A 13,961-nucleotide genomic window follows, 5' to 3' on the forward strand; every position below is an offset into this window, starting at 1 on the left:
CGACTACAAAAAAAGCCGCGATATGTCGTGGCTTTTTTTATATCCAGGAAGTCCTGCAAGAAGTCCAAGTTGGCATAGGCCGGGAATTCAATAAACCCGTCCGCCCCGGTACATGGCATGTTGCTTGCGGCGCAGATCGGTGGACTTGGCCATCAGCCCCATGGCGGCAGCCGCATGGGCATGGGTAATGGCCAGTCCCAGTGCGTCGGCGGCATCGGTGCCGGGCAGGCCGGGCAGCTGCAGCAGGCGTTTGACCATTTCCTGAATCTGATTCTTGGCCGCGCGACCGTGGCCGGTCACGGCTTTTTTCATCTGCAGTGCGGTGTACTCGGAAACCGCGAGATTGGCGTTGACCAGGGCCGTCAGCGCCGCGCCGCGGGCCTGGCCCAGCAGCAGCGTGGACTGTGGGTTGACGTTGACGAAGACGATTTCCACGGCAGCCACCTCGGGCTGGTAGCGCGAGGCGACTTCGGAGATGCCGTCAAACAGCACCTTGAGGCGACCCGGCAGGTCGCCGAGTTCCATCTTGTTGGTTCGTATGGTGCCGCTGGCCACATAGGACAGGCGCTGGCCTTCCATATCGATGACGCCGAAACCCGTGGTCTGCAGACCGGGGTCGATTCCGAGAATTCGCATGGCTGTCGATTATCCACGTACAAAACCTTCTCGCTCCATGCGGGTGGCAGCAAGCAAGAGCTGCCTCCTCGGGGGAAGGCGCGGGGCCGCCCAGGCGAAGCGCCTCAGGGGGCTGTCACCATCGGTATATAGCGAGCTATCGTGCGGCTGCGCTGCGCCAGATAACGCGATTGCGGCATTTTCTCGAAGCGCTTGGGTGCCGGAAGCATGGCGGCCAGTCTGGCCGCCTCGGCCGCATTGAGCTGGGCCGCACTCTTGCGGAAGTAGTGTTGGGCGGCGGCCTCGGCGCCGAACACGCCCTGGCCCCATTCCACATTGTTGAGGTAGATCTCCAGAATGCGCTGCTTGCTCAGCATCAGCTCCAGCAGTTGCGCCAGCACCAGCTCTTGGCCCTTGCGCAGAAAATTGCGCTCGCCCGACAGCAGAAGGTTCTTGGCCAGTTGCTGGGTGATGGTGGAGCCGCCATAGATCTTGGCGGGCTTGCTGTGGCTTCCGGCTTTGTCTGCCTGCATGGCTCTGGCCTCGGCTTTGGCGTTGCGCTGCCAGGCCTTCTGCACAGCATCCCATTCCACGCCATGATGCTCCATGAAACCGGCGTCCTCGGAGGCAATCACCGCACGCTTGAGGTTGCCGGAGATCTGGCCGTAGTCCACCCATTGCTGGCGCCAGCGCAGGCCTTCGCTGCTGTGCGCAAGCTGCCAGGCTTCGGAGCGCTGATAGCTGGTGGACTCCGGATCCAGCCAGGCCATGACTGCGATGCGTGCCACAAAAAACAATTGCAGCAGCAAGGCCGAGCAGAGCATCAGCAGCAACAGTCGGCCCAGAGCTTTCATGATCTGCCCGCCTCAGTGGGCCGCTTCGGCCAGCAGCAGTGCACGCAGCTCGGCCAGCACCTGCGCCGACGGCGGGCGCGTGCCGCGCCAGAGCGCAAAGGACTCCGCCGCCTGCTCCACCAGCATACCCAGGCCATCACGCGCCAGCGCGCCATGGCTGCTGGCCCAGTCCAGAAAATTCTGGGCGGCAGGGCCGTACATCATGTCGTAGGCCAGAGTGCGAGCGTGCAGCACCGATGAGGGGGCTGGCACATCGGCACCTGCCAGGCTGCTGGCCGTGGCGTTGATGACGATATCGAAATTTTGGGTCAAATCGGTCTCAAGCACTTGTCTTTCAAGTGCTACCAGCTCTACTGTATGTAGTGCGGCAATGGTCGCGTGCTGCTCTATCAGCGCCACGGCCTTGGCCTGTGTGCGGTTGGTGACGACGATGCGGTGTGGCTGTTGCTCGATCAGCGAACCGAGTGCCCCGGCTGCTGCGCCACCCGCACCCAGCAGCAGCACATTGCGCCCGGTGATGGGCACGCCGGCATTGCGGGTGATGTCGGCCACGATACCCAGACCATCGGTGTTGTCGGCATGAATGCCGTTGGCGCCGAATACCAGGGTATTGGCGGCACCGGCCAGACGCACGCGCTCGCTGGCGCTGGTGGCCAGCTTGGCTGCCTGCAGCTTGAAGGGCACGGTCACATTGCAGCCCTTGCCGCCGCGCGCAGCAAAGTCGCGCACAAAGTCGGCAAAGCCATCCAGCGGCACCAGGGCGCGGTCGTAGCTGACGGGCTGGCCGGTCAGCTCGGCAAAGCGGGCATGAATCCAGGGGGAGCGGCTATGGGCAACGGGGTTGCCCATGACGCAGTAGGCATCAAGCGTATTTGTCATAAAAAGGCTGAAAGAAATCGCCAAACGCAGTTGGGATGCGTTGGGACAGTGGCCTGTGAAACCGGCCAAGCCTGAACCAAGGCAGCCGCGCAAGGGCCGTCCCGCCGCGCTGGCTGCGTTCCCCGCCCGCAAGCGAAGCGATGCGAGAGCAGGGGAAGACGCCGGAGACGGTATAAGGGGTCACCTTACGTCTGTTTCCAGTGTCTGCTCGCGTGTGAACCTGAAGCGCGAGACGACGGCGATCTGATCGGCCTTGGTACGCATGGCCGGGCCGAAGTGGCCGTAGGGGCCGGCGGCCCGGGCGATGGCCTCAGCACGGGTATCGAGCATGCGGTTGCCCGAGCCCTGCACGACCTCGGTGGAGAGTACGCGGCCGTCATGGTTCACGGTCAGGATCATGACCAGCTCGCCATACAGCTTCTTGCCCTTGTTTTCGGGAAAGTTTTCCGTGCCTTTGTCTTCCACCTTACGGCGCAGCGCGTCGTAGTAGACGGCGTACACGGCCTCCTTGGTGGCAGGGCTGATATAGCGCTTCTTGGGCCGCGCGTTTTCTTCGTTGATGCGCTTTTCAATCTCGGCCAGCAGCTTGATGAGTTGCAGGCGCTTTTCTTCCTGGGCTTCCAGGGCCTTGTTTTCGGCGCTCAGACGAGGATCGATGGGCGGCAGCGCGGCCACCTGCTGACGCAGCTGCGTCAGTAACTGGTGCTGCTGCTCCTGCATGGCATCTAGCTGGCGCTGCTTTTCCTCGAAGTCGTCACCAACCGTCGTCAGGGCCGAGTAGGGCATGGGGCTGGTGGCCCGGCCCTGGTCTGCGTCGCCTCCACCAGCCAGCGAGGTCTGGGCGATGGCCTGCGCCTTGTCCGGCACTTCGTTGGCGCGGGCGTTGACCAGGATCACCTCCAGCGGCGTGTCCTGAAACACGCGCTCGAAGCTTTCCGGATCCACGAACCGGATGGTCAGCAACACGGCATGGACGGCGATGGACACGCCCAGCGCCAGCTGCAGCGTACTCAGTCGTTGAAGAGAGGTGGGCAGTTTCACGGCGGCGTCAGGGCGATGAGGTGTGGAGATCAGGACTTTGGCTGGTCTGCAGCGGGATCGGCGTCGTTCATGTCCACCGCAATGGAGATGGGGCCGGCCACGGCGTCGTCATCGTCCTCGCCGCTGTCCTCGCCGTCGCTCCCGGCCTCGGCGCCTGCATCCAGGCGCTCGATCAGCGTGCCCGAGATGTCCAGCGAGATCTCGTCGATCTCGCCGAGCCTGACGCGCACATGGGCTCCGCGCGGCAGATTCTGCGCACCCAGAACGGGCAGCACCAGCGGCAGATTGTCTGCGCGCACCAGGAAGGAGCCGTTGGGGCCTTCCTTGAAGACGCTGGCCGTCAGCTCGGTAATGCCGTTCTGCTCCAGATACTTGAGCGTCCAGAAACGTTCCATGCCGGCCTGATAGCCGTTGTAGGCGCTGTAGGCGCCGTCAAAGCTGCTGATGATGCCGAACAGTTCGGCATCCTTGGGCTTGAACGGGGCGGCCAGGGCCGCCGTCTTGCCGTGACGGGCGCAGGCAATGATCTGCCACTGATTGACCAGATCCACATAGCGGCGCAGCGGGGAGGTGGCCCAGGAGTAGGCTTTCACGCCGATGCCGGCGTGCGGCAAGGCCTTGGTGCTCATGCGCACCTTGACGCCGGGAGCCAGGCTGGCCTGGCTGCGATAGATGCCGGGCACACCATGCTCGGCCAGCATCAGGCCCCAGGTGCTGTTGGCCACGATGGCGGCCTCGGCCACGATCAGGTCCAGCGGTGCGCCGCGCTTGCGCACGGTGATCTGCACCTGCTCGCTGCCGTTGGGCTCGGCACCGTCGTTGCCGACGAGGCGGAAGTTGTAGTCCGGGCGGTTGAAGTTCTCGGGCTTGCCGCGCACCACTTCGCGATTGGCCTTGAGGAATTTGGACCAGCGCTGCAAAAAGGTGAGCTCCTTGCGCTTGCCCAGCAAGGAGTCAGGCGTGTTTTCAACCTGGATAGAGGAGTCGGTCAGCCATTCCTCGGTGACGATGTGATCGAGCTTGTCGTAGCGGAAGTTGACTTCCACGGGCACGCGCTCGAGACGGGTTTCGCTGGAGACGGTCTCCAACGTCTCCTCGTTGATCTGCACATACAGCGAGACCGCAGGATTGGAGCGGCCCTCGTCCAGCGTGTAGATATGCACCACGTCGTCGGGCAGCATGGTGATCTTGTAGCCGGGCATGTAGACGGTGGACAGGCGGGCGCGGCCCAGCTTGTCCAGCTCGCCGCCGGGCGTGATGGCCAGACCGGGAGCGGCAATGTGGATGCCCACGGTGACGGTGCCCGTGCCCAGGCCTGTGACGGACAGCGCATCGTCGATTTCGGTGGTGGCCGAGTCGTCGATGGAGAAGGCCTGTACATTGGCCACGGGCAGATCGGCCGGCGGCTGGGGCGCCTGCACGGCGGGGAAGCCCGTGCCCTTGGGGAAGTTGTCGAACAGGAAGCGCTTCCAGTGGAACTGGTAGGACGAGTCGATGGCGCCGGCGCGGTGCAGCAGCTCCAGCGGGGCCAGCTTGGTAGCACGGCTGGCGTCGACCACTGCCTTGTATTCGGGAGCGTTCTTGTCGGGCTTGAACAGAATCTTGTAGAGCTGTTCGCGAATCGCCTGCGGGCACTCGCCGCGGCCCAATTCCTCGGCCCAGGCATCGATCTGCGCCTGGATCTGCTTTTTCTTCTCGATGGCGGCCAGGGCTTGCTGCAGGATTTCCGCAGGGGCCTTCTTGAAGCGGCCCTTGCCTGCACGACGGAAATAATGCGGTGCGTCGTACAGGCAGAACAGCGCACCGGCCTGCTGGCCCAGCGTCGCGGATTCGGAAAAATAATCACGCGCCAGGTCGGCAAAGCCGAACTCTTCCTCGGGCGCAAATTCCCAGGCCAGATCCAGATCAATCTCGGCGGCCTGGGCCTGGCCCTGAGCGATCAGCTCGGCAGGGGCCGGCTTCTCGAATTTGAGCAGGATATTGGCGGCCTTGACCTTGACCCGCTTGCCCGAGTCCAGTTCGACTTGGGCCGAGGATTCGGCTTCGGAGAGGATGCGCCCGGCCAGAAATTTGCCGGCTTCTTCAAACAGTGCGTGCATAACCGCGCATTTTCCCACGAGCCGAACATTCGGCGCTCAGAAGTGATTCAGTTCATGCCTGAGATCGGTCAATATCTATAGTCGGCGCCTGGTCAGGGCTGGCGATCTGCAGCGTGGCCGCTGCTGCCGGGAGGACGGCGCATGGCGTCCCGCAGGGGATCAGGCCAACGCCAGAAATTCGTCGATCCGGTCCAGGTACTCGGCAAAGTTGCTCAGGGCGTGGTCGCCGCCTTCCTGCACCAGTTGTAGAGCGTGCGGGTAGCGTTCGCTCATTTCGTTCCAGTCCAGCACCTCGTCGCCCTGGGCGATCAACACCATCTCGGGCGCTGCCGGCGTCATGGCGCGGGTGTCGAGCTGGCGCAGTTCCTCTATGTATTCGGGACGAAAGAAGAAGGTTTCCTCGGGGTCATGCCAGCTGGACTGCTCGCCGATGTATTTTTCCAGGTCGCGGGCCGGGTGCACGGCGGGATTGATCATCACGCTCTTGCAGCGTGCCAGCTGTGCCACCCAGCTGGCGTAGTAGCCGCCCAGCGACGATCCCATGACGGCCATGTTCTGGCGCGGCCAGTTGGCGATGCCCTCGACGATCACGGCTGCTGCTTCGCGCGGCGAGGGCGGCAGTTGCGGGCACCACCAGCGCACCTTGGAATGCCTGGCACCCACATAGTCCGCCATGATGCGTGCCTTGTTGGACTGGGGGGAGGAGCGAAAGCCGTGCAGGTACAGCAGATGGGTGGTTGTCATGGTGGCAATCTCCTCTTGTGAATGCGCTTTGGTCCCGGCCATTGTGGACTGTCTGCTTCAAGACTATCAGGGGGTGAAGGCCTATGACAGGGTGAATGGGGTCAGGCAGTGCTGAGCCGTCAGCAAAGCTCAACCCTGCAGACTGCACGGCAGCCGGCTCCCCCGATAATTGCGGCCCATGTCCGCCATCGAATTCGATAAGCCCTCGCTGCTGCAACGCATTGTTCCGCTGTTTCGCGGCTTTGACTTCCTGTTGCTTCTCTTCATCGCCATGCTGGCGGGCGCAGGGCTGCTGGCCATGTATTCGGCGGGTTTCGATCACGGCACGCGTTTTGTGGACCATGGACGCAATATGCTGATTGCAGCGGGGCTGCTGTTCGTGCTGGCCCAGATATCCCCCCAGCAATTGATGAAAGTGGCCGTGCCGCTCTACACCCTGGGCGTGGTGCTGTTGGTGGCGGTAGCCTTGTTCGGCATCACCAAGAAGGGGGCCACACGCTGGGTGAACGTGGGGGTGGTGATTCAGCCCTCGGAGCTTTTGAAGATCGCCACGCCCCTGATGCTGGCCTGGTGGTTCCAGCGCCGCGAGGGCAATCTGCGAGCCTCGGACTTTGTCATCGCCTTTGTGCTGCTGATGGTGCCCGTGGGCCTGATCATGAAGCAGCCCGACCTGGGCACCTCGCTGCTGGTGATGGCTGCCGGCCTGTCCGTGATCTTTTTTGCCGGCCTGCCCTGGAAGCTCATCGTGCCGCCCGTGCTGCTGGCCGTGGTCGGCATTTTCCTCATCGTCTGGTTCGAGCCCCAGCTCTGCGCCGATGGCGTGAGCTGGTATTTTCTGCATGACTATCAGCGCACACGCGTCTGCACCCTGCTGGATCCCACGCGCGATCCGCTGGGCAAGGGATTCCACATCATTCAGGGCATGATCGCCATCGGTTCGGGTGGCGTCTGGGGCAAGGGGTTCATGGCCGGCACGCAGACCCACCTGGAATTCATTCCCGAGCGCACCACCGACTTCATCTTTGCCGCCTATTCCGAAGAGTTCGGCCTGATAGGCAATCTGTTCATCATCGTCGGCTTCCTGCTGCTGGTCTGGCGCGGGCTGGCCATTTCCATGAACGCCAACTCGCTGTTCGGCCGGCTGATGGCGGCTGCCGTGGCCATGATCTTTTTCACCTATGCGTTCGTGAACATGGGCATGGTCAGCGGCATCCTGCCGGTGGTGGGCGTGCCACTGCCTTTCATCAGCTATGGCGGCACGGCCATGGTCACGCTAGGGCTCGCGCTGGGCGTTTTGATGTCGGTGTCGCGGGCACAGCGGCAACTGCCCGGCGGTGATGGGCATATTCCCCATGCGTGAAGACCCGTGATCGGGTAGATGTGCTCTTAAAAAAAGAGCTGCTATCTCATGCTCTGCAAGCTTTGAGTAATGGTTTTATGGGAAATTGCGCGGCGGAGCGGTGGGGTTAGATCGTTGAAAAATGTCAGTAGTTCCGTCCAAGGCCTTGCCTGGACTGTAAACAGCGTTTACAAACGGTTCTGGGGGTCAAAAGACCGATCAAGCGGGAGCGGCAAAGACCCAGGTGGGGTTCTGCCATGCAAAGCGGGCAGGGCGGAGCCCGGCAAGTGAGAAGCTAAGTGAATGGAGCGGAATGTTGTTCAGCCTGGTGGGGCAGCATTCCGCTCTTTTTTATGCGCAGCCCGAGACAAGTCAGGACTTGCAGCTATCTCTACAATGCTCTCATGATTTCCCGCGAACCCACCATCGAACGCTTGGCCACGGCCCGTCAGTTGCTGCTTGAGCCCTTCGGCCTGGACGAAACCCATCTTGCGCGTGCGCTTGCCGAAATTCGCTCGCACCAGGTGGACGACGCCGATCTCTATTTCCAGTACACCCGCGCCGAGGGCTGGAGTCTGGAAGAAGGCATCGTCAAGACCGGCTCCTTCTCCATCGATCAGGGCGTCGGTGTACGCGCGGTCAGCGGCGAGAAGACGGCGTTTGCCTATTCCGACGACATTTCCGAAGCCTCGCTGCTGGATGCTGCACGCACCGTGCGCTCCATCTCCAGCGCGACCCAGACGCGCCGCGTTAAGGCAGGGGCTCAGAAGATTGCGCAAAGCCGCTCCCTGTATCCTGAGCTGGACCCCATCAGCACACTGGACAGCACGGCCAAGGTCGAACTGCTGGGCAAGGTGGAAAAGCTGGCCCGCGCCAAGGACCCGCGCGTGGTGCAGGTCATGGCCGGCCTTGCCAGTGAATACGATGTGGTGCTGGTGGCCCGCGCGGACGGCACGCTGGCGGCCGACGTGCGCCCGCTGGTGCGCCTGTCGGTGACGGTGATCGCCGAGCAGAAGGGCCGCCGCGAGGTGGGCTCCTCCGGCGGTGGCGGTCGCTTCGGCCTGGCCTATTTCAGCGACGAACAGATTAGCCAGTATGTGGACGAGGCCGTGCACGCGGCCCTGGTCAACCTCGAATCGCGCCCCGCACCGGCAGGCGTGATGACGGTGGTGCTGGGCTCGGGCTGGCCCGGCGTGCTGTTCCACGAGGCTGTGGGCCACGGCCTGGAAGGCGACTTCAACCGTAAGGGCTCCAGCGCCTTCAGCGGTCGCATCGGTCAGCGCGTGGCCGCCAAGGGTGTGACCGTGCTGGATGACGGCACGATTGCCGATCGTCGCGGCTCCTTGAACGTGGACGACGAAGGCCATGTCAGTCAGAGCAATGTGCTGATCGAGGACGGCATTCTCAAGGGCTATATCCAGGACTCGATGAATGCGCGCCTGATGGGCGTCAAGCCCACGGGCAATGGCCGTCGCGAAAGCTACGCCCACATCCCCATGCCCCGCATGACCAATACCTATATGCTGGGTGGCGACAAGGATCCGCAGGAGATCATCGGCTCCATCAAGAAGGGCCTGTACGCCACCAACTTCGGCGGCGGTCAGGTGGACATCACCAGCGGCAAGTTCGTGTTCTCCGCCAGCGAAGCCTACTGGGTGGAAAACGGCAAGATCCAGTACCCCGTCAAGGGCGCGACCATCATCGGCAGCGGCCCGGAGTCGCTCAAGCACATCAGCATGATAGGCAACGATATGCGCCTGGACTCGGGCGTGGGCACCTGCGGCAAGGAAGGTCAGAGCGTGCCTGTGGGCGTCGGCCAGCCAACGCTGCGCATTGACGGCCTGACGGTCGGCGGCACCGCCTGATAGAGAGTTCATGGCGGGTCCGCCCGCCGCGAGCACCAAAAACCCCGCTCTGCATGGCAGACCGGGGTTTTGTCGTTTCCGGGTGAGGCAATCGTCTGTCCGCAGGGTCTTTCTAGAGTGTTTTGATGTCGGTGCGCGAATATTGTCGATTCGCTGAAAAATTGCATTTAATCTGGGTTTATTGAAATTAAAGTCAATAAAATTCTGAAAAAATATAGAAAACGCAAAAAAATTGCGTCAAAAAGATTATGAGTAATGCGCCATGTCAGAGGGAAAACCTATTTTTGACAGAGCTGCTGCGCCGGCTGCAGATGTTGCAATGCAAAAGAGCTGTGCTACATTGAAAGACATGCAAACGCAACGCGCCTATTTCTTTTACTTTTGGTTCTCGCCCCCGGCGGCTGAGAGGTAAACGCGCGCACCCTGCACACTCCTCCCAAAGAACCGCCGAAGCTGCAAAGCCCGGCGGTTTTTTTTCACCCCTACGTTTCAGCACCCCCGGTTTTCAACGATCAAACACCTCACGAAAGATTGCCATGACTGCTCTGAACACTTCCTCCACCGACTCCTGGTATCGCGCCGGCTCTCCCAAGACAGGCCAGACCGACGACGCACGTATCAAGGAAATCACAGTGTTACCTCCTCCAGAGCACCTCATTCGCTTCTTCCCCATTCGCGGCACCGCCGTGGAGACGCTGATCAGCGACACCCGCCGCAGCATCCACAACATCATGCGTGCGCAGGATGATCGTCTGCTGGTCATCGTCGGTCCTTGCTCGATTCATGATCCGGCCGCTGCTCTGGACTACGCCCGCCGCTTGGCCGTCGTGCGCGAGCAGTACAAGGACACGCTGGAGGTGGTGATGCGCGTCTACTTCGAGAAGCCCCGTACCACCGTGGGCTGGAAGGGGTTGATCAACGACCCCTACCTGGATCAGAGCTACCGCATCGACGAAGGCCTGCGCATCGCGCGCCAGCTGCTGATCGACATCAACCGCCTGGGTGTGCCTGCGGCCAGCGAGTTCCTGGACGTGATCTCGCCCCAGTACATCGGCGATCTGATCAGCTGGGGCGCCATCGGTGCCCGCACCACGGAAAGCCAGGTGCACCGCGAACTGGCCTCGGGCATCTCGGCACCGATCGGTTTCAAGAACGGCACCGACGGCAATATCCGCATTGCCACCGATGCGATTCAGTCGGCCAGCCGCGGTCACCACTTCCTGTCGGTGCACAAGAACGGCCAGGTCGCCATCGTGCACACGGGAGGCAACCAGGACTGCCACGTGATTCTGCGCGGCGGCAAGACCCCCAACTACGATGCCGAGCATGTGGCGGCCGCCTGCCGGGATCTGGAGGCGGCTGGCCTCACGCCTTCGCTGATGGTGGATTGCAGCCATGCCAACAGCAACAAGCAGCATGAGCGCCAGAAGGATGTGGCCCGCGATATCGCGGCGCAGATCGCCGGTGGCTCCAGCAGCGTGTTCGGCGTGATGATCGAAGGCCACCTGGTCGGCGGTGCGCAGAAGTTCACTCCCGGCAAGGACGAGGTCTGCGATCTGACTTATGGCCAGAGCATTACCGATGCCTGCCTGGGCTGGGACGACTCCCTGGCAACGCTGCAAGAGCTGTCGCAGGCCGTGAGCCAGCGCCGTGCGGCCGCGGCTGCATGCAAGCAGGAAGCCGAAGTACCGGCCTGATCGACAGAGCGGGCATGAACGACGCAGGCCACAGGGAGTGTTCCCTGTGGCCTGTTTGCTTTTTCAGATGGAGTGGAGCGGGTTGTTTGCCGGCTCAGTGTTTGGTGTCCGGTGCCGGCTCAGGCGTCATATCGCAGCCGTTGAGCGTGGCATCGATGCGATTGAGAAGGCGCAGCAGATGCTGCTTGTCAAAGTCGGTGCGCTGCTGCCACTCGTGATCGGCCAGCGGATAGACATGGCTTTGGTGGGGCAGGCTGCCCTTGGCATCGATCACGGCGCGCAGGCGTGGGATGAACACCCATTGCAGCCACTCGTGCAGCTTGAGCGTGTCGTACATGAAGGGTGTGGTGGATTCCAGTGCCTTGGGGTCCGGGGCAACGGCGGACCAGAGTTTCTGGACTTGAAGTTCGGCCTCCAGTTGCAGCAGATGCTCGCGTATTTCTTGGTGGATGTTTTCAGCGGTCATGGTGATGGTTCCTGATGGCATTGCCGACATTCGGCAAAGAGTTGCGCAGTATGTGAGTGCTCTGCTGGCATTTTCAAGACAGGGCACACCGTGTCGATAACTGGCTGGTTACGAGACCGTAATGGCACTTGAAAAACACAGTTTTGCCCTTATATTCATGCGAAGCATGTAGATGATGCTATGAAATTTAATGATTTTGCATGGCTTAGCAGCCTATGTTCCCGTAACCACTGTGATGCTTGATGCAAGCCCTTGAGGCCTGCATTGTTTGCCGCAGCTGTTTGCAAGCCGTCAGCTTGCAGCGTCTTCAGCACCGCGGTCACCATTAAGCTGTGGCCACGACAACGAATGGTGCAAGAGTCACCAGGTCAGAGGAGATTTATGCGTAGTGAAGTAATCGTGGTTTTGGATGGCGACCGTGAATACCGGGTCGATACCCAGTCGCTGTCCCCTGTGAGTTCGGACGAAGGCCGACGCTGGCTGGATCAGCAGTTTGTCTCGCTCGAATGCGAGCCTTTGCGGGCTACCGGCAAGGTGTTGCTGGCTGACAAGCTGGTGGTGGTGGCGCGTGAGGCGCGCAATCGTCCCGAGCTGTTTGACAACCAGGACTGGCGCAACAGCTATGCCCTGGCTGCCCAGGCCGTGCTGGCCAAGCCCTTGATCCGGGTGGATGTGCCGGCGATGTCGATTAGTTATTGATCCCCCCCTGAGCCGCTTTGCGGCTTCCCCCAGGGGGACGACGCCTTTGCTGCGGGGCGGCCCTTGCTTGGCGTCTCTGGCTTGCTCAGTGCCCGAACAATGAAAAATGCCCGCGTTGAGCGGGCATTTGCTTTTTGGGAGGGCTTATTTCAGCGCTTGCAGCAGCTTGGCGTGTATGCCGCCAAAGCCGCCGTTGCTCATGCAGACGATATGGTCGCCGGGGCGTGCGACAGCGGTGATCTGCGCTATCAGGGTCTCGATATCGCCGGCGACCTGGGCGCGCTGGCCGGGGCCCACGCCCATGGATTCGAGCGCTTCGGCGGCATCCCAGTCGAGGCCCGCAGTGTGGCAGAAGACCCGATCGGCGCTTTCCAGCGACCAGGGCAGCTGGCTTTTCATGGTGCCCAGCTTCATGGTGTTGCTGCGCGGCTCGAACACCGCCAGGATGCGGGCCTGCGTACCCAGCTTGAGGCGCAGGCCGTCCAGGGTGGTGCGGATGGCTGTGGGGTGGTGCGCGAAGTCGTCATAGACCTCGATGCCATTGACCGTACCGCGTAGCTCCATGCGGCGCTTGACGTTCTGAAAGCGTGACAGGGCTTCGCAGGCCACCTCGGCGCTGACGCCCAGATGGTCGGCGGCGGCGATGGCGGCCAGCGCGTTGAGCTGGTTGTGCACGCCGGTCAGGCTCCAGCGCAGTTGCGCCACTTTTTGGCCGCGATGCAGCACGGCAAAGTCGCCAGGATCGCCATCGGCACTGAAATCGCTGACAGTTGTGCCGAAGCTGCGCACTTCGCTCCAGCAGCCCTGGGTCAGCACTCGGCTCAGGCTTTCTTCCAGGCCATTGCTCACCACGCGGCCGGTCGACGGCACGGTGCGCACCAGATGGTGGAACTGGCGCTCGATGGCCGCCAGATCGTCGAAGATGTCGGCGTGATCGAATTCCAGGTTGTTAAGCACGGCCGTGCGAGGGCGGTAGTGCACGAACTTGCTGCGCTTGTCGAAGAAGGCGGTGTCGTATTCATCGGCCTCGATCACAAACACGGTCTGGTCGCCCACAGGGCCGGGGCCGGTGACTGGACGTCTGACCGCGCCGAGACGAGCGGAGACGCCGAAGTCCAGCGGCACGCCGCCGACCAGAAAACCGGGCTGCAGCCCGGCGCACTCCAGCACCCAGGTCAGTATGGAGGTGGTGGTCGTCTTGCCGTGGGTGCCGGCCACGGCCAGCACATGGCGACCGTGCAGCACATGCTCGGCCAGCCATTGCGGGCCGCTGGTATAGGCGGCGCCGGTGTCCAGAATTGCTTCCATCAGCGGGAACTTGGGCGAGCCGTCGGCCAGGCGCTTGCGACTGACCACGTTGCCGACCACATACATATCGGGCTTGAGTGCGATCTGGTCGGCGCCATAGCCCTCGATCAGCTCGATGCCCAGCTGGCGCAACTGATCGCTCATCGGCGGGTAAACGCCGGAATCGCAGCCCGTCACCTTGTGACCGGCTTCTCGTGCCAAGGCGGCCAGGCCCCCCATGAAGGTGCCGCAAATGCCCAGAATATGTATGTGCATGGCCGGGGATTCTACGTTTGCCTGCATGCCCTGTAGGCGAGCCATGGCCCGCCTGGGCGCTGACGGTAACCTTTCTTATCAAATTGATAGCTTGTTACGC

General features: G+C 62.1%; 12 protein-coding genes. 4 read left to right on the forward strand and 8 right to left on the reverse strand.

Going from position 1 to position 13,961, the window contains the following annotated elements; all coding sequences use genetic code 11:
• Window positions 1-87: 87 nt before the first annotated feature.
• The 6 genes from ruvC to F3J24_RS07940 all read right to left on the reverse strand — a co-directional run bounded on the left by ruvC (window position 88) and on the right by F3J24_RS07940 (window position 6,232).
• The gene (ruvC, locus tag F3J24_RS07915) at window positions 88-636 is read right to left on the reverse strand and encodes a crossover junction endodeoxyribonuclease RuvC (protein ID WP_167004413.1); all 549 of its coding nucleotides are present in this window, start codon (window positions 634-636) and stop codon (window positions 88-90) included.
• Between the two features lie 104 nt (window positions 637-740).
• Entirely contained in the window at window positions 741-1,469 is a 729-nt protein-coding gene (gene mtgA / locus F3J24_RS07920) for a monofunctional biosynthetic peptidoglycan transglycosylase (protein WP_167004416.1), read from the reverse strand.
• 12 nt (window positions 1,470-1,481) lie between these two features.
• Complete coding sequence (gene aroE, locus F3J24_RS07925; RefSeq protein ID WP_167004419.1) at window positions 1,482-2,348, reverse strand: shikimate dehydrogenase; 867 nt, start codon at window positions 2,346-2,348, stop codon at window positions 1,482-1,484.
• Between the two features lie 180 nt (window positions 2,349-2,528).
• On the reverse strand, window positions 2,529-3,389 hold the full coding sequence (locus F3J24_RS07930) for an energy transducer TonB (RefSeq protein ID WP_167004422.1): 861 nt from the start codon (window positions 3,387-3,389) through the stop codon (window positions 2,529-2,531).
• 29 nt (window positions 3,390-3,418) lie between these two features.
• Window positions 3,419-5,488, reverse strand: coding sequence for a ribonuclease catalytic domain-containing protein (locus F3J24_RS07935; protein WP_167004425.1), 2,070 nt, complete (start codon window positions 5,486-5,488; stop codon window positions 3,419-3,421).
• Between the two features lie 159 nt (window positions 5,489-5,647).
• Complete coding sequence (locus F3J24_RS07940) at window positions 5,648-6,232, reverse strand: YqiA/YcfP family alpha/beta fold hydrolase (protein ID WP_167004428.1); 585 nt, start codon at window positions 6,230-6,232, stop codon at window positions 5,648-5,650.
• Between the two features lie 178 nt (window positions 6,233-6,410).
• Here F3J24_RS07940 and rodA point away from each other — a divergent pair, with 178 nt between their 5' ends.
• The 3 genes from rodA to F3J24_RS07955 all read left to right on the forward strand — a co-directional run bounded on the left by rodA (window position 6,411) and on the right by F3J24_RS07955 (window position 11,133).
• Window positions 6,411-7,592: a rod shape-determining protein RodA gene (rodA, locus tag F3J24_RS07945; RefSeq protein WP_003051327.1), complete on the forward strand. Its 1,182-nt coding sequence runs from the start codon at window positions 6,411-6,413 to the stop codon at window positions 7,590-7,592.
• A 383-nt stretch (window positions 7,593-7,975) separates the two neighbouring features.
• Window positions 7,976-9,436: a metalloprotease TldD gene (gene tldD, locus F3J24_RS07950; protein ID WP_003051333.1), complete on the forward strand. Its 1,461-nt coding sequence runs from the start codon at window positions 7,976-7,978 to the stop codon at window positions 9,434-9,436.
• Between the two features lie 536 nt (window positions 9,437-9,972).
• Window positions 9,973-11,133 carry a 3-deoxy-7-phosphoheptulonate synthase gene (locus tag F3J24_RS07955; protein WP_167004431.1) on the forward strand — a complete coding sequence of 387 codons (1,161 nt, stop codon included), beginning with the start codon at window positions 9,973-9,975 and terminating at the stop codon, window positions 11,131-11,133.
• A 94-nt stretch (window positions 11,134-11,227) separates the two neighbouring features.
• Here the strand turns inward: F3J24_RS07955 and F3J24_RS07960 are convergent, their stop codons facing one another.
• Window positions 11,228-11,599 carry a YqcC family protein gene (locus tag F3J24_RS07960; RefSeq protein WP_043006034.1) on the reverse strand — a complete coding sequence of 124 codons (372 nt, stop codon included), beginning with the start codon at window positions 11,597-11,599 and terminating at the stop codon, window positions 11,228-11,230.
• Window positions 11,600-11,980: 381 nt separating this feature from the next.
• Here F3J24_RS07960 and F3J24_RS07965 point away from each other — a divergent pair, with 381 nt between their 5' ends.
• Window positions 11,981-12,298 carry a hypothetical protein gene (locus tag F3J24_RS07965; protein ID WP_167004434.1) on the forward strand — a complete coding sequence of 106 codons (318 nt, stop codon included), beginning with the start codon at window positions 11,981-11,983 and terminating at the stop codon, window positions 12,296-12,298.
• A 144-nt stretch (window positions 12,299-12,442) separates the two neighbouring features.
• Here the strand turns inward: F3J24_RS07965 and mpl are convergent, their stop codons facing one another.
• Window positions 12,443-13,861, reverse strand: coding sequence for a UDP-N-acetylmuramate:L-alanyl-gamma-D-glutamyl-meso-diaminopimelate ligase (gene mpl, locus F3J24_RS07970; protein ID WP_167004437.1), 1,419 nt, complete (start codon window positions 13,859-13,861; stop codon window positions 12,443-12,445).
• Window positions 13,862-13,961 lie beyond the last annotated feature (100 nt).

The organism is Comamonas sp. Tr-654 (genome assembly GCF_011752915.1).
In the GTDB taxonomy this organism is placed as follows: domain Bacteria; phylum Pseudomonadota; class Gammaproteobacteria; order Burkholderiales; family Burkholderiaceae_C; genus Comamonas.

Coding starts and splice junctions, on each gene's coding strand:
- ruvC (WP_167004413.1), bottom strand. CDS start 636: ATGCGAATTCTCGGAATCGACCCCGGTCTGCAGACCACGGGTTTCGGC.
- mtgA (WP_167004416.1), bottom strand. CDS start 1,469: ATGAAAGCTCTGGGCCGACTGTTGCTGCTGATGCTCTGCTCGGCCTTG.
- aroE (WP_167004419.1), bottom strand. CDS start 2,348: ATGACAAATACGCTTGATGCCTACTGCGTCATGGGCAACCCCGTTGCC.
- F3J24_RS07935 (WP_167004425.1), bottom strand. CDS start 5,488: ATGCACGCACTGTTTGAAGAAGCCGGCAAATTTCTGGCCGGGCGCATC.
- F3J24_RS07940 (WP_167004428.1), bottom strand. CDS start 6,232: ATGACAACCACCCATCTGCTGTACCTGCACGGCTTTCGCTCCTCCCCC.
- rodA (WP_003051327.1), top strand. CDS start 6,411: ATGTCCGCCATCGAATTCGATAAGCCCTCGCTGCTGCAACGCATTGTT.
- tldD (WP_003051333.1), top strand. CDS start 7,976: ATGATTTCCCGCGAACCCACCATCGAACGCTTGGCCACGGCCCGTCAG.
- F3J24_RS07955 (WP_167004431.1), top strand. CDS start 9,973: ATGACTGCTCTGAACACTTCCTCCACCGACTCCTGGTATCGCGCCGGC.
- F3J24_RS07960 (WP_043006034.1), bottom strand. CDS start 11,599: ATGACCGCTGAAAACATCCACCAAGAAATACGCGAGCATCTGCTGCAA.
- F3J24_RS07965 (WP_167004434.1), top strand. CDS start 11,981: ATGCGTAGTGAAGTAATCGTGGTTTTGGATGGCGACCGTGAATACCGG.
- mpl (WP_167004437.1), bottom strand. CDS start 13,861: ATGCACATACATATTCTGGGCATTTGCGGCACCTTCATGGGGGGCCTG.